We start from the raw sequence: 20,249 nt of genomic DNA, 5'->3' as shown, positions 1-20,249 counted from the left end.
CCGGGGCCCTTCGTCTGTCCTGCCACGTCCGGCATCGGCCGATCGGGTCAGAGCGAGACGAGCAGGAGCGTGCCGCCGAAGACGAGCCCCGACGCGAGCAGCACGACCGTGGTGTACCCCAGGATGTCGCGCATCTTCAGCCCGGCGATCGCCAGAAGGGGGATTGCCCAGAACGGCTGGATCATGTTGGTCCACTGGTCGCCGTAGGAGACGGCCATGATGGTGATGGCCGGGTCCACGCCGAGCGCGTCGCCGGCCTGGAGCATGATCGGGCCCTGCACGGCGAACTGTCCGCCGCCGGAGGGGACGAAGAAGTTCACGAGGCCCGCGGCCAGAAATGCCAGCAGGCCGAACGTCACCGGGTTCGAGATCGCCACGAAGGCGTCCGAGAGCACCGCCACCAGGCCGGTGGTCGTCATCATGCCGAGGATGCCCGCGTAGAGGGGGAACTGCAGCAGGATCTCGCCCACGTTGGACGCGGCCGACTGGGTGAGGCCGATCAGCTCGTGCGGGCTGCGCACCAGCAGCAGGATCAGCGCGAGGAAGGACCAGTTGACGATGTCCAGGGTGAGGGTGCCGCCGCCGACGAAGTGCATCACCAGATAGACCACGAGCATGGCGCCCACGAGGAGCGTGGGGACACGGGAGGCGTCGAGGCGGTCCGCCGGCGTCTCGATCTCCGGTGCGGGCACGGCGTCCTGGTCCCGCGCGTCGATCTCCAGCTCCACGATCCGGTCCCCGGCGCGCGGGGCGACGAGGAACAGGGCCAGGGCCACGACGAGCACGGTCACCACGGCGGCGGTGATGTTCCACCAGGAGAAGGTGGTCTCCGAGACCGGGACCGTCCGGCCGTCCAGGCTCTCCGTGAGGAACGAACCGGGGGTGGCGGCCGTCAGCGGGCCGGAGCCCGAGTACCCCATGTGCCACACCACGAACCCGGAGAACCCGGCGGCCACCAGCATCGGGAAGTGCAGGACCAGCCCGCGCTCACGGGCCTGCGCCGCGACCTCCTTGGCCAGCAGCGCACCGACCACCAGGCCCAGGCCCCACGTGATGAGGGAGGCCGCCGCCGCCACCACGAACACGAAGATGTAGGCGGCCAGGGGCGTGCGGGGAATGCTGGCGAGCCTGGCGAGCAGACGGCGCACCGGGCCGGTGTTCGCCAGGATGTGTCCGAGCATGAGCACGAGCGCCATCTGCGTGATGAACGCCAGCAGTCCGGACAGACCGTCACCCCAGCCCACGACGACGTCGGCCGGCCCGGCCGGAGTGAGCAGCAGGCACAGGGCTGCCACCGCGAACGTGAGCACGATGGTGAACACGAGCGAGGACGGGATGAACCGCTCCATCGTCGTGTTCAGCGGGCGCATGGCGCGGCTGAAGAACGTGCCCTCGCGGGCGGTACGGCCCGAGGGTCCGGGTGTGGGCGGACGTGTGGACGTGGCGGACATGAGGCTCCTGTTCAGGGTGAGAGGCCACGGCGAGAGTGATGTGGATCACTCTAGGCGCTCGATCGTCGTGGGCGGGACGTGGGCCGCGTCCCTGGCCGGGAGCTCGCTGACGAGAGTGCCGGCGCGGTCGATCCCCCAGCGGTCGACGACGTCGTGGCCCGGCTCGGCCGGGTCACCCGGAATCTGTACGCGATCGTGGACGAGCTCACCGACAAGGGATGCACCGTGCGGGTCTCGACCGAGTGAGATCACGGTGCCCAGGCCCGGCACTTCCCCCGTAGCCGGACTCATGCTCGGCATCCAGGCCGCATTCGCTGAGTTCGCGCGTCGAAGGATCAAGGAGCGCCAGGCCGAAGGGATCGCCCTGGGGCGTGTTGTTTCCTTCCAAGCGCTGCTGTCGATGGCCCTCGCGTCTCCGCTCTGGTGGAGTACGGCTCTAGAGAGAGGGCCACGCGCTCTCGGCGCATGGCATGACAGGGTCTCAAAGCCAGGGCTCCCCGGGCATGCATGAACAGGCCCGACTCCGGTACTCTTCTTGCATGACTCTTCTGACGGTGGGGGAGGCCGCCGAGCGCCTCAAGGTCTCCGACCGCTATGTGCGGCGTCTCGTCGAGCGCGGTGATGTGCCGGCCCGCCGCCTCGGAGAATCCTGGTTCATCGATGAGCGCGCCCTGGCCCGTCGTGCCCGCAGGGCGCCGGGTATCGGCCGCACCTGGGCTCCGCGGACCGCCTGGGCCGCCGTCGACCTCCTTGCCGGAGGAAACGGACGGGCCTTCCTTGACCAGCCGCGGATCTCCCGTCTGCGCTCCCGGCTGCGAACGCTCACCGCTGCCGAGATGCACCGACTGGCTGAGAACAGGGCCCGGCCCCACCGGTTCCACGCCTCGCCTCGAGCCCGAGCCAAGCTCGCCGACGTTCTCGTGCCCTCGGGGGTGTCCGCCCTGGATCAGTCGGATCTCGCCCGCCGCTTCGGGCTCGCCGCTGTCGAAGGGAACCAGCGGGAGGAGGGCTATCTGCTCGGCGACCTGGAGGCTCTCCAGTCGCGGCTCCGCCTCGACGCCTCGGCGGCGGGGGAAGTGGTGATCCGCCACATACCTGCACCCGTGGATCCCTCCGCCCTGCTTCGCACTGAAACAGTCGTGGCGCTGGACCTCATGGACTCCGACGACGTCCGTGAGCGGGCCGCCGGGCGAGAGGCCCTCGATCGACTGTTGCATCGTGTCTGAGCCGCGTCACCTGAGCGTGGAGGACCTCCTCGGATGTGAGGCGGGCCTCGGCGCTGGAGATGGCCTAGGGCGTGTCTGAGAATGGCTCCAGGGACCCGCTGAGATCCGGGGAGCTATGTCCCGGTTCCAGGTCGTCTCCGACGCCAAATCGGAGCTGATCGCCCCGCTGCTCCAGACCGCACGGGCCAGCAGGGCCGACCCTTCTCGGATGCCCGCACGATGGTCGAAGCGATCATCTGCCAGTGCAGGTGCGGGACTCCGTGGCGGGATCTGCCCGAGGTCAACGGGCCCTGGCTGGCCGCGTGGATCTGACATCGACGCAGGGTGCGGGCACTGGTCTGTCCGGGGGCTGACTCGAGAACTTTTGTTCGTACCCTGTCTGTCATGGCCACCCCTCTCCTGGAGCTCGCCGCGAGTCGAGGCGTCTGCTTCCCGCTGCGAGCCCGCCGGCTGACCCTCACCCCGTTCCGGGGTCTCGATGCACCCGCCGTGTGGAGCTTCTGCCGTCGTGAGCAGGTGTGGTCGTGGACCTCCGGCCGCCCGGAGAGTGAGAACGCGCTGCGCGAGTCCTACCTCGGGGCGGGGGACCGTCTCACCGTGCGGGCCGGAGACGTCATCGTCGGTGTCGGGAAGGTCGCGGTGCAGGACGCGTGGAGTCAGGGCGGCCCGCGGGAGGAAGCCCGGGACGCCCAGGCCGAGCTCGGCTGGACGATCGATCCGCGCCAGGCCGGGCAGGGCTATGGCACCGAGCTTGCGCGAGCCCTGCTGGGCTTCGCGTTCGACGATCTGGGTGTGCGGCGCGTGGAGGCTCATGCCTTCGCGGACAACGCTCCGAGCCTGCGCATCATGGAGAAGGTGGGGATGCGTCACGAGGGCACGTTCAAGGAGGAGTCTCTGCATCTCACGCGCGGCTGGGTGGATGGCGCCACCTACGCGATGCTCGCCTCGGAGTTCCATCCGCCCCTTACGCAGGAGTGATCCCGCCGGCCACGACCGCATGATCTGCCGCTCCGCCTCCGAGGGCCGTGTGCCAGCATGGGGCTGTGAGCCGGGTGGGGAATGAGCGTGAGTGGCGGTGGCGCATCGGTGTGGCGTCTGCCCTGGTGGGTTCGACCGGTGTGTTCGCGGGGCTGCGGCAGGACCTGGGGCTGGGCTGGGGTCTGACGCTGGTGGCCGTCACGGCCCTCGGAGCGATGCTCGCCTTGCGAGGGGTGCATCACCGGGTCGAGGCGGAGCAGGCTCGCCGCAACGTGTTCGACGCCGGAGCCGGCTCCACCGCGTGGGTGATGCTGCTGATGGGGGCCGCGGTCATTCCGGGGCTGGCGCTGAACGTGATCGGCGACGCCGGCGTCCGGGCGGTCGTGGCCGGTCTGCTCGGCGCGGTGCTCGCTGCCGCCGCCCACGGCATCCTCGCGGCGACGACGACGCTCGAGGAGCAGCCTCGGCCCGAGCCGGTCCCTCTGGACCGGCGCAGGCGCTGACGTCGGGGTCATGGTCCCGCGCTCCTGAACACTGTTCAATGAACACTGTTAGAGTCCCTCGGGTCAGACCCGCCCGGGGCCGAGCCCCGCCCACCGGAGAGGCCATCATGACCGCCACCCAGGACGCCCCCGCCGTCGACCCCCGCCCCGCCGCCCTCGACCCCGAGGCCCTCGTGGACCGCATCGAGGCGGGCCACGTGCTTACCGCTGAGGAGGCCGTCGCTGTGCTGGACGCCCCGGACGCGGACACGTTCCGCATCGTCGCGGCGGCCTCGCGCCTGCGCGAGAAGCACTTCGGCCGCACCGTCAAGGTCAACTACCTGGTCAGCCTCAAGACCGGCCTCTGCCCGGAGAACTGCACCTACTGCTCCCAGCGTCTCGGCACCGAGGCCGAGATCCTGCGCTACACGTGGCTCAAGCCGGAGGAGGCCGTCCGCCAGGCGGGCCTGGGCATCGCCGGCGGCGCCTCGCGCGTGTGCATGGTCGCCTCCGGCACCGGCCCCACGGATCGCGACGTCGACCGCGTGGCCGGCATGGTCGGCGACCTCAAGGCCCAGCACCCGGACGTCGAGGTGTGCGCGTGCCTCGGCTTCCTCAAGGACGGCCAGGCCGAGAAGCTCAAGGACGCCGGCGTCGACGCCTACAACCACAACCTCAACACGGCCGAGTCCCACTACGAGTCCATCTGCACCTCCCACACCTACGAGCAGCGCGTGGACACCGTGCAGCGCGCCGGCGCCGCCGGCCTGTCCTCCTGCAGCGGCCTGATCGCGGGCATGGGGGAGACGCACGAGCAGCTCGTCGAGGCCGTCCTCGCGCTCCGCGACCTGGACTCCGACTCCATCCCCGTCAACTTCCTCATGCCCTTCGACGGCACCCCGCTGCAGGGCCACCAGCAGCTCACCCCGCTCGAGTGCCTCCGCATCCTCGCCATGGTCCGCCTGGCGTGCCCGGACAAGGAGCTGCGCATCGCCGGCGGCCGCGAGATGCACCTGCGCTCCCTGCAGTCGGTCGGCCTGCAGGTGGCCAACTCGATCTTCCTCGGCGACTACCTCACCTCCGAGGGCCAGGACGCCGAGGCGGACCTGCAGATGATCGCCGACGCCGGCTTCACCGTGCTCGGCGCCGAGGAGCGTGCGCAGCAGGCCGCGGCCGACGACGGCGCCTCGGCCGGCGGCTGCTGCGGCGGCACGGACGACGCCGGCCCGTGCGGCTCCGGTGCGGCCGTCGCCTCGGAGGCCGGGGCCGCGGAGGACGCCCGACCCGACACGGGCGCCGAGGGCACCGTGAAGCCCGAGCTGCGCCGTCGGGGTGCGGGCACGGCCGAGCCCGCCAACGCCTGAACGCACCGTGACCGCCCCCGCTGAAGCCGGCCTCCTCGACCGCGACGCCGCCCACCTCTGGCACCCCTACGGGGCCGCCGGCGCCCGCCAGCTCTACGCCGTGCGCGGTGCCCGGGGCGTCCACCTCGACCTCGAGGGGCCGGGCGGGGAGCGTCACCGCGCCATCGACGCGATGGCGTCCTGGTGGTCCGTGGTGCACGGGCACGGGCACCCCGCGCTCGTCGAGGCCCTGACCCGGCAGGCCGCGGCCTTCCCGCACGTCATGTTCGGCGGGCTCACGCACGCGCCCGCCGTCGACCTGGCGGAACGGCTCGTCGCGCACACCCCCGCCGCGCTCGAGCACGTGTTCCTCGCCGACTCCGGCTCGGTCTCGGTGGAGGTCGCGCTCAAGCTCGCCCTCCAGTACCAGGCGACGCGCGGCCGGCCCAGCCGCCGCCGATTCCTCACGGTCCGCGGCGGCTACCACGGGGACACCGCCGCGCCCATGGGCGTGTGCGATCCCGTGGACGGCATGCACGCGGCCTTCACCTCGCTCGTGGCTCGGCATCTGTTCCTGCCCCGCCCGCCGGCGGCACGCTGGGTGCCCGAGGGCTTCGCCGCGGCACCCACGGCACCCGACGCCGCTCCGGCCGGCCACTGGGAGGCCGACGACGCCGCCCTCGCCGCGTGGGAGGACGAGGCCCGCGCCTTCACCGCCGCGCATGCGGACGAGATCGCCGGCGTGATCCTTGAACCCGTGCTCCAGGGGGCGGGGGGCATGCGCGTCTACGACCCGCGCTGCCTCACCGTGCTGCGCGAGCTGTGCGACGAGCACGGGCTCCTGCTCATCGCCGACGAGATCGCCACTGGCTTCGGCCGCACCGGCCGCTGGCTCGCGTGCGAAGGGGCCGGCGTCGCCCCGGACGTGCTGTGCCTCGGCAAGGCGCTCACCGGCGGCACCATGACGGGCGCGGCCATGCTGTGCACCGCCGAGGTCGCCGAGACGGTCTCCCGGCGGGAACGGGGCATGCCCGGGGCTCTCCTGCACGGGCCCACGTTCATGGGCAACCCGCTGATGTGCGCGGTCGCCTCCGCGTCCCTCGACCTGCTCACCGACCCGCGCGACGGCTGGGCCGCCCAGGTGTCCCGCGTCGAGGCCGGGCTGCGCGCCGGGCTGGCGGCGGCCGCCGACCTGCCCGCGGTCACCGACGTACGGGTCCTGGGTGCGGTCGGCGTCGTGGAGCTGGACCGGACCGTGGACGTCGAGCCCGTCACTCGGGCCGCCGTCGCCCGCGGTGCGTGGGTGCGCCCCTTCCGGCGGCTGGTGTACGTGATGCCGCCCTACGTGAGCACCGACGACGACGTCGCCACGATCTGCGCGGCCGTCACCGGGGCCGTCGAGGAGGTCTGCGCATGAGCACCGCCGAGGCCGGCGCGGCCACGAGCACGCCCGCCGACCCCTGGTCCTCGTGGCTGGGCTCCCGGGCCGCCGTCCGCGCGCGCCGCGGCCTGGAGCGCCGCGCCGAACCGCCGGAGCCGGGCGCGCCGTCGTCGGACGTCGTGGACCTGGCCGCCAACGACTACCTGGGCCTGGCCGCCCACCCGGACGTGCGGGCCGCCGCCGCGCGCGTCGCCACCGAGGGACCGGTCGGGGCGCGGGCCTCCCGCGTCGTCACGGGGACGCATCCCGCGCACGCCGACCTCGAGTCCGCCGCCGCCGCGCTGGCCGGCGCGGATGCCGCCCTCGCCTTCTCCTCCGGCTACACCGCGAACCTCGGCGTCCTCGGCGCCCTGGCCGGGCCGGGCACTGCCTTCCTCCTGGACGAGCACGCCCACGCGAGCCTGCGCGACGGCACCGCCCTCGCCGCCACCGCCCGCTCAGGGGCGTTCGCCCCCCTGCCGGGCGCGTCGGTCACCACGGTGGAGCACAACAGCGTGCCCGCCTTCCGGGCCGCCCTCGGCCGGCTGCGCGCCGAAGGGCGGGCGCGACGGATCGTGCTGGTGGTCGAGTCCCTGTACTCCGTGCTGGGGGACGAGGCCGACCTGCCTGCCCTGGCCGCCCTGGCCGCCGAACACGGCGCCCTGCTCGTGGTGGACGAGGCCCACTCGCTCGGCGTGGTCCCCGGCGGCAGCCGCACGGGCGCCCTGGGACTGTGGGCGGGGCAGGCGCCCGTCGTGGTCACCGCCACCTGCTCGAAGGCCCTCGGCGGCCAGGGCGGTCTGGCCCTGTTCGGCGGGCCCGCCGCGCGGTCCTGGCGCGACCACGTGCTCAACACCGCCCGCACCTTCGTCTTCGACACGGCCCTGGCCCCCGTGCTCGCCGCCTCCGCGGCGGCCGCCTGCCGGATCGCCGCCACGGGGGAGCCCGCGGCACGGCTCGCGCGGGCCCGGGAGACGGCCGTGGACGTCTTCACCCGCCGGACCGAGCTGGCCGGGCACGTGGAGGTCGGGGCGGGCGCCGTCCACTCGATCCGCATGCCCGGACCGGAGCAGGCCGTCGCCGCGGCCGCGGAGCTGCGCGCGCACGGCGTCCTCGTGGGATGCTTCCGCCCGCCCAGCGTGCCCGACGGCATCGCCCGCCTCCGCGTGAGCGTGACCACCGCCGTCCCCGAGCCCCGGCTGCGGGCGGCGCTGGAGGCGGTGGCGAGCGTGGCCGCCCGGGCGTGGGGCGCGTCCACGGGCTGCCCGTTCGCCCACGGCGACCCGCGGCCGGAGGCCGTGCGCGGCGACCACCTGCGGATCTCCGATCCCGCCGACCTGCGGCGCGTGCTCACCGACCCCGGGACGTTCGCCTCGGACAACGCCCTCACGGCGGTCGTCCCGCTGAGCGGCCCGGCCCGCCGCATCCTCGCCGCCGCCCGCTTCCGGCTGCCGCCCGTGCTCGCCTCCGCCGGCGGGGAGGAGCACCGGGCGGTGCGTCGCGTCGTGGCGCCGTTCTTCTCCCCGGCGAAGGTGCGCGAAGCCCGCGGCCGGATCCTCGCGACCACCCGGACGGCCCTCACGGCCGCCCTCGCAGACACCGGCCGCGCAGGCGGGGCCGTGGACCTGGCGACCACCGTGGCGGCAGCGGTCCCGGCGCGCGTGATGTCCGCCCTGACCGGCGTGCCCAACCCGCCCGAGGCGCAGCTGCACCGCTGGAGCGCCGACTCCCTCGAACTGTTCTGGGGCTGGCCGGACGAGGACCGCCAGCTGCGGCTCGCCCGCTCCGCCGCCGACTTCCACCGGTGGCTGCGCGGGGCCGTCGTCGAGGCGCGCGGGGACGACGCACAGCCCGGCAACCTGTTCGCGGCGCTGCACGAGGCCGGCGTCGACGACGAGCGGATCGTCTCCCTCGGCTACTTCCTGGTGATCGCCGGGCAGGAGACCACCCGGCTGCTCATCTCCACCGCGCTCACCCGCGCCCTGGCCGACCCCGCCCGCTGGGCCGCGCTCGGCGCCGGGGCGGACGGGGGCGCCGGAGCCGATGCGGCGGAGGCGGCCGCGGCCGAGCTCGTGGCCGAGTGCCTCCGGACGAGCTCCTCGGTGCCCACCTGGCGGCGCCTCGCCACGGCGGACGTCCGCGTCGGCGAGCACGAGGTCCGCGCCGGCGACGAGCTCCTGCTGCACCTCAGCGGCGAACAGCACGACGACGCCCGGCTCGCCTTCGGCTTCGGCCTGCATCGCTGCCTCGGGGCCGGGCTCGCGGAGCTCGAGACCGCCCTCGTGGTCCGCGAGGTCGCCCGCCTGCTGCCGGACGCCCGGCTCACCGGGCCGCCGGCGACGTGGCTGCGCCTGCTCTCCTTCCAGGCGCCGCAGCACGTGCTCGTGACGCCCGGACCGTGGCACGGCGGCGAGGACATCCGAATCGAGCAGAGTGGAGTGGACACATGCGCATCGAGGTCGTGACCGGCACGGACACGGACGTCGGCAAGACGTGGGGCACCGCCGCGCTCGCGGCCCGTGCCCTGGTGGCCGGGCTCCGCGTGCACGTGGACAAGCCGGTGCAGACGGGCGTCGCACCGGGGGAGGCCGGCGACGTCGAGACCGTCCGGGACCTGGTGGCCGCGGCCGCCGCATCCGGCGCGCTCGACGCCGCCGCTCCGGCCCGCCTGACCGTGTCCGAGGGGGCGCGGGTCGGCCCCGCGATGGCCCCCGTGGACGCGGTCGCCCACGCGGGGGAGGGGACGCCCCCTCTGCCGCCTCTGGGTGAGCAGCTGGGCCGGTGGCGTGGCCTCGCCGCGGGCGTCGACCACCTGCTCATCGAGGGCGCCGGCGGGATCACCGTGGCGTGGACCGAGGCCGACGAGGGGCCTGTGGACGCCGTGCGCGCGCTGCGGGCGGCCGGGCTCGACGCGGGGTTGACGGTCGTGGCGCGCCCCGGGCTGGGCACGCAGAACCACGCGCGCCTCACGGTGGAGCACGCCGCCGCCCGTGGCGTGGCGCCGGAGCGGATCCTCGTCAGAGGCGTGGCCGCGGACCCAGACCCCGTCGAGCGGGCCAACCTCGTGTTCCTGGCCCGCCTGGCCGGCGCCCACGGGGCGGTGCTGGAGACGGTGCCGCGGGGCACCCCGCCGCGCGTCATGTCGGCGCGCTGACCGCCGTCGTCGGGAGCGTGCTCAGCGAACGGCGCGGATCCGCCGCACCACGCACACCACGATCACCGCGAGACCGGTGAGGGCGCTGACGGCCGCGAGGGCGAGGCCGCCCACGAGGCCGACGTCCATCGCGGTGCTCTTGCCGAGCAGGTCCATGAGCACCGGGGTCGTGGCGCCGGAGTCCGGGTGGTCGCCGCCGTCGGGGAAGATGATCGCGGCCAGCGCGAAGGACCCCCAGGAGATGCCCAGCAGCGTGTGCAGCAGGCGCCCCAGCCGGATGCCGCCCCGCTGCTCATCCTGCGGGTCCACGCGGGGCAGGAGGAACAGGCTCCCCACCATGAGCACGAGGACGAGTTCGTGGGGCAGGGCGCCGAAGACCATGTAGATGACCGTCATCCAGCCGTTCGCGCCGAAGTTGGAGCGCAGGGCGAGCGCGATCAGGGGCAGGGCGAGGAGGGCCAGCGCCCACGGCAGCACGGCCCAGGGGCGCCACGTGCCCACGCTCGGGCCCTTGCGGGTGGGGGTCGGGGAGGCGAACTCCGAGTGCTGGGTGCCGGGCGCTGCGGTGCTCATGGCGCCAGCGTAGCCAGAGGGTGGCATCCGTCACGCTGGTAGGATTCGGGGGTACGGCCTCCGCGTGCACCGCAAGGGGGCGTTTTCCATGTACGGGCCGGTCCGGGGCGACCCGCGGCCCTGAGGAGAGATGCAGATGCCAGCGATCGCGATCGTCGGAGCCCAGTGGGGCGACGAGGGCAAGGGCAAGGCCACCGACCTGCTGGGCGGGCGAGTGGACTACGTCGTCAAGCCGAACGGCGGCAACAACGCCGGGCACACCGTCGTCGTCAACGGGGAGAAGTTCGAGCTCAAGCTGCTGCCCGCCGGCATCCTCTCGCCCAACGCGGTGCCGGTGATCGGCAACGGCGTGGTGGTGAACCTGGAGGCGCTGTTCGAGGAGATCGACGGGCTCGAGTCCCGCGGCCACCCGTGCGAGCACCTGAAGATCTCCGCCAACGCCCACCTCGTGGCGCCGTACCACCAGACCATGGACAAGGTGACCGAGCGGTTCCTGGGCAAGCGCGCGATCGGCACCACCGGCCGCGGCATCGGCCCCACCTACATGGACAAGGTGGCCCGCCTGGGCATCCGCGTGCAGGACATCTTCGACGAGTCGATCCTGCGCCAGAAGATCGAGGGCGCCCTGCGGCAGAAGAACGAGCTGCTGGTGAAGCTCTACAACCGCCGCGCCGTGACCGTGGACGAGATCGCCGAGTACTTCCTGGGCTACGCGGACCGCCTGCGCCCCATGGTCGTGGACTCCGTGAACCTGCTCAACGACGCCCTGGACGAGGGCAAGGTGGTGCTCATGGAGGGCGGCCAGGCCACCTACCTGGACGTGGACCACGGCACCTACCCGTTCGTGACCTCGTCCAACCCGACCGCCGGCGGCGCGGCCGTGGGCGCGGGCATCGGCCCCACCCGCTTCTCCCGCACCATCGGCATCGTGAAGGCCTACACCACGCGCGTCGGCGCCGGTCCGTTCCCCACGGAGCTCTTCGACGAGATGGGCGAGCAGCTGCGCACCACCGGCGGCGAGTTCGGCGTGAACACCGGCCGCCCGCGGCGCACCGGCTGGTACGACGCCGTCATGGCCCACTACGCCGCGCGGATCAACGGCTTCACGGACTACTTCCTCACCAAGCTGGACGTGCTCACCGGCATCGAGAAGATCCCGGTGTGCGTGGCCTACGAGGTGGACGGCGTGCGCCACGACCGCATGCCCATGACCCAGACCGAGTTCCATCACGCGAAGCCGGTGTACGAGCTCTTCGACGGGTGGACCGAGGACATCTCGGGCGCCCGCGCGTTCACGGATCTGCCGCTGAACGCCCAGCGCTACGTGGAGGCCCTCGAGAAGCTCTCGGGCTGCCGGATCTCCGCGATCGGCGTGGGCCCGGGCCGCGATCAGGTGGTCCAGGTCCGCGACCTCATCGAGGACTGACCCGGCCCGCCGCCCCGCCCCCGGCCCACCCTGGCCTGCACTTTCGAACGTGAAAGAGGGCGAATGGGCGCTTTCGAACGTGAGATAGGCCCTATCTCACGTTCGAAAGCGCCCGGGGGTCCGCCGGTCAGTCGGCCAGGCGGCCCGTCGTCGGGAAGCGGTCCCACACGCGGTGCGCGGGCAGGAGCTGCTTCAGCGCCGCCACGGCGGCCGCGCCGTCCGCCGCGGACTCGACGCCCTTGCCGGACACCTGGGCGGCAGCGAGGACGGCCTCCGCCGGCTCGAGGGCGAGGATCGCCTTCGAGTGGCGCCACATCTCCTGCAGCACTTTGACGACGCGCGGGTCCACCGCCTCGGAGTCGGCGGCGCCGGCCTTCTGGTCCAGGCTGGGGGCGGCGTCTGCGGCGGGGGCCGCCGGCGAGGCCACGACCACGGCATCCAGCTCGATGGACGCGGCGGTCAGGTAGGTCCGCTGGGCCACGATCTCCCCGGCCACGGGGCCGCCCTTCGGTGCGATGACCAGCGGGACCATGCCCGCACCGTGGATGCCCTGCACGAGGGCGTCCAGCTCCTTCTCGTCCACGGACTCGCCCACCACGACGCCGACCTGACGGCCGTCGAGCGGCCACGCCCCGCCGATCTGGGACAGCACGGGGGAGGGCTGCACGTCGGCCGGGGTCTCGGTCGGCGCGGGGACGGGGATGCCCAGGCCGTCCGCGACCTGCTGGGCCAGTCGCGTGTCGATCGCGGCGAGGTGGGCCAGCTGGCGCTCGCGGATGGTCTGCTCGTAGCACTTGCCGAGCTCGAACGTGTACGCCTGCGCCACGTGCTCGCGCTCCACCTCGGAGAGGGAGAGGAAGAACAGGCGCGCCTGCGAGAAGTGGTCGTCGAAGGACGCGGCGTGCGCGCGCTCCTTCACCGAGGCCGGCAGCGGCTCCGGGTGCTCGATGAACGCGTGGTCGTCCGCGGGGGTCTCGTACGGCAGGCCGCCGTCGAGCGAGTTGGGCCGGTACGGCGCCACGCCGCGATGCACGGCGCTCTGGTGGAAGCCGTCACGCAGCATGTCGTTGACCGGGGCGTGCGGGCGGTTGATGGGCAGCTGGTTCCAGTTCGGCCCGCCGAGGCGGGTGAGCTGCGTGTCCAGGTAGGAGAAGAGGCGGCCCTGCAGGAGCGGGTCGTTGGTGACGTCGATGCCGGGCACGAGGTTGGCCGGGTTGAAGGCCACCTGCTCCGTCTCCGCGAAGTAGTTGGACGGGTTGGCGTTCAGCGTCATGCGGCCGAGGGGCTGCACGGGGGCGAGCTCCTCCGGGACCAGCTTCGTGGGGTCGAGCAGGTCGATGCCCTCGAACATCTGCTCCTCGTTGTCCTCGAACACCTGCACGCCGAGCTCCCACTCGGGGAAGGCGCCGGCCTCGATCGCGTCGGCGAGGTCACGCCGGTGGAAGTCCGGGTCCATGCCGTTGGTGAGCAGCGCCTCCTCCCAGGTCACGGAGTGCACGCCGAGCATCGGCTTCCAGTGGAACTTGACCAGCACGGTGGAGCCGTCCGCCGCGATCAGACGGTAGGTGTGGACGCCGAAGCCCTCCATCATGCGGTAGGAGCGCGGGATGCCGCGGTCGGACATGTTCCACAGGGTGTGGTGCTGGGCCTCGGTGTGCAGGGACACGAAGTCCCAGAACGTGTCGTGCGCGGACTGCGCCTGCGGGATCTCGCGGTCCGGGTGCGGCTTCACCGAGTGCACCACGTCCGGGAACTTGATGGCGTCCTGCACGAAGAACACGGGGATGTTGTTGCCCACCAGGTCCCACGTGCCCTCGTCCGTGTAGAACTTGGTGGCGAAGCCGCGGGTGTCGCGGGCCAGGTCCATGGAGCCGCGGGAGCCGGCCACGGTGGAGAAGCGGACGAACACCTCCGTCTCCTTGTCCTTGGCGAAGAGTCCGGCCCGGCTGATCTTCGCGGCGGTGCCGTAGCCGCGGAACACGCCGTGGGCGCCGGCGCCGCGGGCGTGGACCACGCGCTCGGGGATGCGCTCGTGGTCGAAGTGGCTGAGCTTCTCCCGCAGGTGGTGGTCCTGCAGCAGGGTGGGGCCGCGGCGGCCGGCCTTGAGCGAGTGGTCCGAGTCCTGCAGGCGCACACCGTGCGCGGTGGTCAGGTACGGGCAGCCCTGCGCGGCGGTCGCGGGGTCGGCGCCGGTGTCCTGGCCGGTGGGGGAGACCTGTGCCGGACCGCGCTGGTCCGGGGCCGGGACGGCCACGGGCTGGTCCGGGTGGGTGAGGGCGGTGTGCTCCTCGAGGTCGGGGGTGATCGGCCCCGGCGTGCCGGGGATGTCGGGCTGCTGGGTGGTCATCGCGTCTGCTCCTGTGGTGTCGACGTGCCGCGCGGTGCCGCGCGGATCGGGGGCGGAGGACGACGGCGGCCGATGCGGGCCGACGTCGTGCCCGGTCCCCAGCGTGGCGGCTGGCCCCAGCGCTGACCAGGGCTGACGGCCACCGGCAGGGGCCTGGCTACCCTGGGGGCATGAGGATCAGCGTCGGACAGTTCGGGCCCGTGGGCGACGTCGAGGAGAACCTGGCCGTGATGGCCCGCCTCGCCGCCCGCGCCGCGGGCGAGGGGGCGGACCTCCTGGTGCTGCCCGAGGAGGCCATGCTCGGGGCCCGCGAGGTGGGGGAGGAGTTCCCCGACGCCGTCGCCGCGGCCTGGGAGCCGTTCGCCGCGGGCCTGGCGGCGCTGGCGCGTGAGCACGGGATCGCCGTCGTCGCGGGCGGCTACGAGCCGGGACCGGACCGGCGTCCCTACAACACGCTGCTGGCGGTGGGCGCGGACGGCGCCCGGCTGGGCGCGTACCGCAAGCTCCACCTCTACGACGCGTTCGCGCACCGCGAGTCGGACCGGATCACCCCCGGCGACGGCGGCGTCGCGGCGATCGAGCTCGGCGGGCTCCGCCTGGGCCTGCTCACCTGCTACGACCTGCGCTTCCCCGAGCTGTCCCGGCGTCTGGCGGTGGAGGGCGCGGACGTGCTCGTGATCCCCGCGGCGTGGTTCTCCGGCGAGCACAAGGTGGACCACTGGCGCACCCTGCTCAAGGCCCGCGCGGTGGAGAACACGGTGTGGGTGGCCGCGGCCGACACGTGCTCGGACGGCACCGTGGGCCACTCGATGATCGTGGACCCGCTGGCGCTGCCCGTCGCCGAGCTCGCCGACGAGCGGGAGGCCGTGGTGACCGCGGAGGTCACCCGCGAGCGGATCGACGAGGTCCGGGAGTTCCTCCCCTCGCTCGCCAACCGCCGCACCGACGTCCTCTGAGCCGCCCCCCGCCCGGCGGACGGGTCACCATTACCCCCTCGGGCTGGGAAAAGCCTAAAATCACGTCAGACGTGCAACCAGACGGGCGCCCCGGCGCTCGGAACGCGCCCCGCCCGGGGCGGGACGGGAGATCAGAGATGACCATCAACGCCGACGGCAGCCACGCCGTCCAGCCCCACGCCGCGAACGCCCACACCGCCCCGGCCCGCCCCGTGCGCCACGCCGTGGTGGAGGAGGAGGTGCTCGAGCCGCTGGGCCCGGTGGAGGGCTGGGGCTTCACCAACCGCGTCATCCTCGTCTCGGTGCTCGTCGTGATCATCGGCAACGTCGTGCGCGTGCTCACCGGCGACCTGGGTGATCCGAACGGCTCCGTGGCGCTGGGCGAGACCGGCCACGGCTGGGTCGTGCTGGTGCAGTCGTTCATGTTCGGCCTGGTGGGCGGCGCCCTGGCGGGCGCGGCCGGCTACCTGGTCGTGCTGCTGATGGGCGGGGCTGCCCGCTCCGTCGTGCGCTACGTGGTCGGTGGCGTGGTCGGCGGCTTCCTCGGTGCCGTGGGCCTGTTCGCGGTGTTCTCCAACACCGTCCTCTACGGGGCGGGCCTGCACCTGTTCTGGATGCTGCCGGTGGCGGGCCTGCTCGGCGGCCTCTGGGCGGGCGTCGTCTCCTCCCGCCGCTGATCCCCGCAACCGGCGCCTCGGGCGCCGGCCGCAGAGAAAGGCCCCGGTTCCGGCTCTCGCCGGGCCCGGGGCCTTCTCCGTCATCACTCGCACCTTCGATGAGGTGGCTTCAGCCTACGAACTCGCCTTGGGCTTTCCAGGGGAGTCGGCTGGGCGTTCCCTGGGAGTGTCGGCCGCCCCGAGCAGGTGCGCGAGCTCGCCGGTGGCGGCGACGAGGGCCGCCCCGCACCGGTCCGCCAGCTCGTCCGTGCAGCGGTAGGCCGGCACGAGCGTGCTGAGCGCACCGACCACCGTGCCCGCCACGCTGATGGGGGCGGACAGCGAGGTGACGTCCTTCTCCACGGAACGGGTGCGCAGCGTGTAGTCCCCCGCGGCCACGCTGCCGCGCAGGGCGTCGCCCACGGCCGTGCCCGCCAGGGGGACGGTGCGTCCGACCCAGTTCGTGTGGCGGACGGAGTGCGTGCCCTCCACGATCGCCAGGTAGACGGCGGAGTCCGGAGGGGTCGTCACCGAGAGGTAGACGGATTCGCCCGTGGCGGCCACGACGTGGTCCATCGGCCCGCGGGCCAGCTGCACGAGCGAGTCTCGGGAGAAGGCCCGCGCCCCGAGCTGGATGAGGCGCACGCCGGGGCGGTAGGCGCCGTCGTCGTCGCGGGCCACGAAGCCGGATCCCTCGAGGCTGCGCAGCAGGCGCAGCGCCGTGGACGCCGGCAGCTCCGTGGCGCGGGCGGCCTCGGTCAGGCTCAGCCGGGGCTGCTCGGTGACGGCGGCGAGCAGGTCCAGGGCCCGGTCCACGGTGCGCGTCGAGGCGGTGGGGGTGGTGGTCATGAGAGGGAGCGTAACGGGTGCGGGACACGCGGATCGGGCTTGCGCGTGAGCCGAGTCACTGTTTCAATGTTCGGAAAGTGCATGCCGAGCCGTGAAATCACCGGGGCCACCCGTCCCGGCGGCGCACGCACCCCGTCGAGAGGAACTGCCATGGCCGTGGGCTTCACCCAGCACGACCCGTCCCGCACCATCCGCGCCCCGCGCGGCACCGAGCTCTCCGCCAAGTCCTGGCAGACCGAGGCCCCGCTGCGGATGCTCATGAACAACCTGGACCCCGAGGTCGCCGAGCGTCCCGAGGACCTCGTCGTCTACGGCGGCACCGGCCGCGCGGCCCGCTCCTGGGAGGCCTACGACGCCATCGTCGCCACCCTCAAGGACCTCGAGGAGGACGAGACCCTCCTGGTGCAGTCCGGCAAGCCGGTGGGCGTGTTCCGTACCAACAAGTGGGCCCCGCGCGTGCTGATCGCCAACTCCAACCTGGTGGGCGACTGGGCCACGTGGCCGGAGTTCCGCGAGCTCGAGGCCGAGGGCCTGATGATGTACGGCCAGATGACCGCCGGCTCGTGGATCTACATCGCCACCCAGGGCATCCTGCAGGGCACCTACGAGACCTTCGCCGCGATCGGCCGCAAGCGCTACGACGGCTCCCTCAAGGGCACCCTGACCCTCACCGGCGGCTGCGGCGGCATGGGCGGCGCCCAGCCCCTGGCCGTCACCCTCAACGGCGGCGTCTGCCTGATCGTGGACGTCTCGGAGGACCGCCTGCGCCGTCGCATGGGCAAGCGCTACCTGGACGAGGTGGAGACGGACATCGACAAGGCCGTCGAGCGCGTCATGCAGGCCAAGCGCGACGGCGAGGCCGTCTCCGTGGGCCTCGTGGGCAACGCCGCCGAGGTGTTCCCCGAGCTGCTCGAGCGCCAGAAGGCCGGCACCGTCGAGATCGACATCGTCACCGACCAGACCTCCGCGCACGACCCGCTGTCCTACCTGCCGATCGAGATCGACGAGAAGGACTGGCACGCCGAGGCCGAGGCCGACCCGGACACCTTCACCAAGAAGGCCCAGGAGTCCATGGCCCGCCAGGTCGAGGCCATGGTCGGCTTCCAGGACATCGGCGCCGAGGTGTTCGACTACGGCAACTCCATCCGCGACGAGGCCCGCAAGGCCGGCTACTCCCGCGCGTTCGAGTTCCCGGGCTTCGTCCCGGCCTACATCCGCCCGCTGTTCTGCGAGGGCCTCGGCCCGTTCCGCTGGGCCGCGCTCTCCGGCGACCCGGAGGACATCCGCGTGACCGACGAGGCCCTGAAGGAGCTGTTCCCCGAGAACGAGCACCTGCACCGCTGGCTCGACGGCGCCGCCGAGTTCGTGGAGTTCGAGGGCCTGCCGGCCCGCATCTGCTGGCTGGGCTACGGCGAGCGCCACAAGGCCGGCCTGCTCTTCAACCAGCTCGTGGCCGAGGGCAAGGTCAAGGCGCCGATCGTGATCGGCCGCGACCACCTCGACTCGGGCTCCGTGGCCTCCCCGTACCGCGAGACCGAGTCCATGCTGGACGGCTCCGACGCGATCGCCGACTGGCCGCTGCTGAACGCGCTGACCGCCACCTCCTCGGGTGCCACCTGGGTGTCGATCCACCACGGCGGCGGCGTCGGCATCGGCCGGTCCATCCACGCCGGCCAGGTGGGCGTGGCCGACGGCACCGAGCTGGCCGCGGCCAAGCTCGAGGCGCTGCTCACCAACGACCCGGGCATGGGCGTCATCCGCCACGTCGACGCCGGCTACTCCCGCGCCGCCGAGGTGGCGAAGGAGCGCGGCGTCCGTGTGCCCATGGAGGCCACGATCCGGGACTGACCCCGGTCACGTCGTCGGACGGCGACGGTGCCGCCGCGCCGTCGCCGTCCGACGACTTCACCGCCGCGAGCCGGACGGGCGGCCGCCCGTCCGGCTCGCGATCGAAAGGACACCACGATGGACTCGTCCCGCCCCGCAGACCACGAGCTGCACACCGACACCACCGCGATGGCCGCGATCGAGGCCGACGCGCCCCGCCCGCCGGCGCGCTGGCGCATGATCGTCTACTCGGCGATCGGCATCGTCATGTTCTTCGTGCCCGTCACGATCAACGGGGCGAGCTCCATCCCGCTGGACCACCTGGTGACCTGGGTGCGCGGGCTGCTCGGCCCGGCCGACCGCTGGGTGGGCCTGGCCATCATCGCCGCCGGCGCCGTGTACCCGTTCGCCTCGGGCCGCTGGCGGACCAGCACCACCCGGACGGTCTTCGCCCTCCTCGCCGTGCTCGGCCTGGTCGCCTCGGCGATGGTCGTGTTCGGCGTGGGCCCGAGCTGGATCCTGGACAAGAGCATCGGCCCGTTCCTGATGGACAAGCTCGTGGTGCCCGTGGGCCTGATCGTGCCCATCGGCGGCGTCTTCCTGGCCCTCGTGATCGGCTACGGCCTCATGGAGTTCGTGGGCGTCTACCTGCGCCCGGCCATGCGGCCGATCTGGCGCGTGCCCGGCCGCGCCGCCGTCGACGCCGTGGCCTCCTTCGTGGGCTCCTACGCCCTGGGCCTGCTGCTCACCAACCGCATGTACACCGGCGGCCGTTATACGGCCCGCGAGGCGGCGATCATCGCCGCCGGCTTCTCCACGGTGTCCGCGACCTTCATGGTGATCGTCGCCAAGACGCTGGGCCTGATGGACATCTGGCTCTGGTACTTCTTCGGCACCCTCGTGGTGACGTTCGCGGTCACGGCCATCACCGTGCGCATCCCGCCGCTGAGCCGCATCCCGGACGAGGTGTACCCCGGCGCGGTGCACTCGCCCGAGCTGGCCGTCACCCGGGACCGCTTCCGGGTGGCCCGTCGCGCCGCCGAGCAGACCCTCGCCGAGGCCCCGTCCCTGCCGAAGAACATCTGGGTCAACTTCCGGGACGGCCTCGTGATGGTGCTCCAGATCCTGCCGTCCATCATGTCCGTGGGCCTGATCGCCCTGGTCCTGGCCACGTACACGCCCGTGTTCGAGTGGATCGGCGTGATCTTCTACCCGCTGTTCTGGGCGCTCGGCTACTCCGACCCCGGCCTGCTGGCCTCGGCCTCCGCCACCTCGATCGCCGAGATGTTCATCCCGGCCACGATGGCGGCCGGTCACGAGGACCTCGTCGCCCGGTTCGTGATCGGCGTCGTCTGCGTCTCCGCGATCATCTTCTTCTCCGCGGTGGTTCCTGCCATCCTGGCCACGGACATCCCCGTGAAGATGTGGCACCTCCTGGTGATCTGGGTCGAGCGCGTGGCGCTCACCATCGTGCTGGCCACGCCGCTGGCCCACCTGGTGGCCGCGCTCACCTGAGGCCCGCCCCACCGGCCCACCCCCGTCCGTCCCGCAGAGAGGCCCC

17 protein-coding genes and 2 pseudogenes are annotated in these 20,249 nt (G+C 73.0%); 15 read left to right on the top strand and 4 right to left on the bottom strand.

Features of this window, described 5'->3' with window-relative positions:
* Positions 1-47 precede the first annotated feature (47 nt).
* Positions 48-1,370: a short-chain fatty acid transporter gene (locus OVA32_RS00805; protein WP_044658673.1), complete on the bottom strand. Its 1,323-nt coding sequence runs from the start codon at positions 1,368-1,370 to the stop codon at positions 48-50.
* A 159-nt stretch (positions 1,371-1,529) separates the two neighbouring features.
* On the opposite strand from OVA32_RS00805, the gene OVA32_RS00800 reads away from it, so the two are divergent.
* From OVA32_RS00800 to bioD, 10 genes and pseudogenes are all read left to right on the top strand, one after another.
* The gene (locus tag OVA32_RS00800) at positions 1,530-1,697 is read left to right on the top strand and encodes a hypothetical protein (RefSeq protein ID WP_186315055.1); all 168 of its coding nucleotides are present in this window, start codon (positions 1,530-1,532) and stop codon (positions 1,695-1,697) included.
* Between the two features lie 25 nt (positions 1,698-1,722).
* Positions 1,723-1,824 (top strand): annotated as a pseudogene (locus OVA32_RS11615) (recombinase family protein); the annotation flags it as partial.
* 166 nt (positions 1,825-1,990) lie between these two features.
* Positions 1,991-2,677, top strand: a complete 687-nt coding sequence (locus OVA32_RS00795) for a helix-turn-helix domain-containing protein (RefSeq protein WP_036317302.1) — start codon at positions 1,991-1,993, stop codon at positions 2,675-2,677.
* 115 nt (positions 2,678-2,792) lie between these two features.
* Positions 2,793-2,983: pseudogene (locus OVA32_RS00790) on the top strand (transposase); the annotation flags it as partial.
* Between the two features lie 78 nt (positions 2,984-3,061).
* Entirely contained in the window at positions 3,062-3,655 is a 594-nt protein-coding gene (locus OVA32_RS00785) for a GNAT family N-acetyltransferase (protein ID WP_205810640.1), read from the top strand.
* Positions 3,656-3,780: 125 nt separating this feature from the next.
* On the top strand, positions 3,781-4,158 hold the full coding sequence (locus tag OVA32_RS00780; protein WP_230260466.1) for a hypothetical protein: 378 nt from the start codon (positions 3,781-3,783) through the stop codon (positions 4,156-4,158).
* A gap of 107 nt (positions 4,159-4,265) precedes the next feature.
* Positions 4,266-5,501, top strand: a complete 1,236-nt coding sequence (gene bioB / locus OVA32_RS00775; RefSeq protein ID WP_267714716.1) for a biotin synthase BioB — start codon at positions 4,266-4,268, stop codon at positions 5,499-5,501.
* Between the two features lie 7 nt (positions 5,502-5,508).
* The gene (gene bioA / locus OVA32_RS00770) at positions 5,509-6,897 is read left to right on the top strand and encodes an adenosylmethionine--8-amino-7-oxononanoate transaminase (RefSeq protein ID WP_036315772.1); all 1,389 of its coding nucleotides are present in this window, start codon (positions 5,509-5,511) and stop codon (positions 6,895-6,897) included.
* A complete protein-coding gene (locus tag OVA32_RS00765; RefSeq protein WP_223247495.1) occupies positions 6,894-9,365 on the top strand; it encodes an aminotransferase class I/II-fold pyridoxal phosphate-dependent enzyme in 2,472 nt (823 codons plus the stop codon). The genes bioA and OVA32_RS00765 overlap by 4 nt, the downstream gene beginning before the upstream one ends.
* Positions 9,347-10,054 carry an ATP-dependent dethiobiotin synthetase BioD gene (bioD, locus tag OVA32_RS00760; protein ID WP_051995272.1) on the top strand — a complete coding sequence of 236 codons (708 nt, stop codon included), beginning with the start codon at positions 9,347-9,349 and terminating at the stop codon, positions 10,052-10,054. The genes OVA32_RS00765 and bioD overlap by 19 nt, the downstream gene beginning before the upstream one ends.
* A 21-nt stretch (positions 10,055-10,075) precedes the next feature.
* On the opposite strand, the gene OVA32_RS00755 is transcribed toward bioD, so the two are convergent.
* Complete coding sequence (locus OVA32_RS00755) at positions 10,076-10,627, bottom strand: hypothetical protein (RefSeq protein WP_036315775.1); 552 nt, start codon at positions 10,625-10,627, stop codon at positions 10,076-10,078.
* Between the two features lie 136 nt (positions 10,628-10,763).
* On the opposite strand from OVA32_RS00755, the gene OVA32_RS00750 reads away from it, so the two are divergent.
* Complete coding sequence (locus tag OVA32_RS00750) at positions 10,764-12,053, top strand: adenylosuccinate synthase (RefSeq protein ID WP_036315830.1); 1,290 nt, start codon at positions 10,764-10,766, stop codon at positions 12,051-12,053.
* A 127-nt stretch (positions 12,054-12,180) separates the two neighbouring features.
* Here OVA32_RS00750 and OVA32_RS00745 read toward each other — a convergent pair whose 3' ends face one another.
* On the bottom strand, positions 12,181-14,400 hold the full coding sequence (locus OVA32_RS00745; protein ID WP_020624966.1) for a catalase: 2,220 nt from the start codon (positions 14,398-14,400) through the stop codon (positions 12,181-12,183).
* A gap of 170 nt (positions 14,401-14,570) precedes the next feature.
* Here OVA32_RS00745 and OVA32_RS00740 point away from each other — a divergent pair, with 170 nt between their 5' ends.
* Both OVA32_RS00740 and OVA32_RS00735 read left to right on the top strand, forming a co-directional pair.
* Entirely contained in the window at positions 14,571-15,356 is a 786-nt protein-coding gene (locus OVA32_RS00740) for a carbon-nitrogen hydrolase family protein (RefSeq protein WP_036315777.1), read from the top strand.
* A 137-nt stretch (positions 15,357-15,493) separates the two neighbouring features.
* The gene (locus tag OVA32_RS00735; RefSeq protein ID WP_036315779.1) at positions 15,494-16,033 is read left to right on the top strand and encodes a hypothetical protein; all 540 of its coding nucleotides are present in this window, start codon (positions 15,494-15,496) and stop codon (positions 16,031-16,033) included.
* A gap of 114 nt (positions 16,034-16,147) precedes the next feature.
* On the opposite strand, the gene OVA32_RS00730 is transcribed toward OVA32_RS00735, so the two are convergent.
* A complete protein-coding gene (locus OVA32_RS00730; protein WP_041104426.1) occupies positions 16,148-16,861 on the bottom strand; it encodes an IclR family transcriptional regulator in 714 nt (237 codons plus the stop codon).
* A gap of 150 nt (positions 16,862-17,011) precedes the next feature.
* Between OVA32_RS00730 and hutU the strand changes: the two genes are divergently transcribed.
* Together hutU and OVA32_RS00720 are read left to right on the top strand one after the other, a co-directional pair.
* Positions 17,012-18,709 carry a urocanate hydratase gene (gene hutU / locus OVA32_RS00725; RefSeq protein WP_049147830.1) on the top strand — a complete coding sequence of 566 codons (1,698 nt, stop codon included), beginning with the start codon at positions 17,012-17,014 and terminating at the stop codon, positions 18,707-18,709.
* Positions 18,710-18,826: 117 nt separating this feature from the next.
* Positions 18,827-20,203: a YjiH family protein gene (locus tag OVA32_RS00720; RefSeq protein ID WP_095353585.1), complete on the top strand. Its 1,377-nt coding sequence runs from the start codon at positions 18,827-18,829 to the stop codon at positions 20,201-20,203.
* Positions 20,204-20,249: the final 46 nt, after the last annotated feature.

Origin of the sequence: Micrococcus sp. SL257 (assembly GCF_026625585.1) — a bacterium.
Taxonomy (GTDB): domain Bacteria; phylum Actinomycetota; class Actinomycetes; order Actinomycetales; family Micrococcaceae; genus Micrococcus; species Micrococcus luteus.
This window is presented reverse-complemented; position numbering and strand designations above follow the sequence as displayed.

What these genes read in the sequence shown, in the direction of transcription:
- OVA32_RS00805 (WP_044658673.1), bottom strand. Translation starts at nt 1,370, where the DNA reads ATGCGCCCGCTGAACACGACGATGGAGCGGTTCATCCCGTCCTCGCTC.
- OVA32_RS00795 (WP_036317302.1), top strand. Translation starts at nt 1,991, where the DNA reads ATGACTCTTCTGACGGTGGGGGAGGCCGCCGAGCGCCTCAAGGTCTCC.
- OVA32_RS00785 (WP_205810640.1), top strand. Translation starts at nt 3,062, where the DNA reads ATGGCCACCCCTCTCCTGGAGCTCGCCGCGAGTCGAGGCGTCTGCTTC.
- bioB (WP_267714716.1), top strand. Translation starts at nt 4,266, where the DNA reads ATGACCGCCACCCAGGACGCCCCCGCCGTCGACCCCCGCCCCGCCGCC.
- OVA32_RS00765 (WP_223247495.1), top strand. Translation starts at nt 6,894, where the DNA reads ATGAGCACCGCCGAGGCCGGCGCGGCCACGAGCACGCCCGCCGACCCC.
- bioD (WP_051995272.1), top strand. Translation starts at nt 9,347, where the DNA reads ATGCGCATCGAGGTCGTGACCGGCACGGACACGGACGTCGGCAAGACG.
- OVA32_RS00755 (WP_036315775.1), bottom strand. Translation starts at nt 10,627, where the DNA reads ATGAGCACCGCAGCGCCCGGCACCCAGCACTCGGAGTTCGCCTCCCCG.
- OVA32_RS00750 (WP_036315830.1), top strand. Translation starts at nt 10,764, where the DNA reads ATGCCAGCGATCGCGATCGTCGGAGCCCAGTGGGGCGACGAGGGCAAG.
- OVA32_RS00745 (WP_020624966.1), bottom strand. Translation starts at nt 14,400, where the DNA reads ATGACCACCCAGCAGCCCGACATCCCCGGCACGCCGGGGCCGATCACC.
- OVA32_RS00740 (WP_036315777.1), top strand. Translation starts at nt 14,571, where the DNA reads ATGAGGATCAGCGTCGGACAGTTCGGGCCCGTGGGCGACGTCGAGGAG.
- OVA32_RS00735 (WP_036315779.1), top strand. Translation starts at nt 15,494, where the DNA reads ATGACCATCAACGCCGACGGCAGCCACGCCGTCCAGCCCCACGCCGCG.
- OVA32_RS00730 (WP_041104426.1), bottom strand. Translation starts at nt 16,861, where the DNA reads ATGACCACCACCCCCACCGCCTCGACGCGCACCGTGGACCGGGCCCTG.
- hutU (WP_049147830.1), top strand. Translation starts at nt 17,012, where the DNA reads ATGGCCGTGGGCTTCACCCAGCACGACCCGTCCCGCACCATCCGCGCC.
- OVA32_RS00720 (WP_095353585.1), top strand. Translation starts at nt 18,827, where the DNA reads ATGGACTCGTCCCGCCCCGCAGACCACGAGCTGCACACCGACACCACC.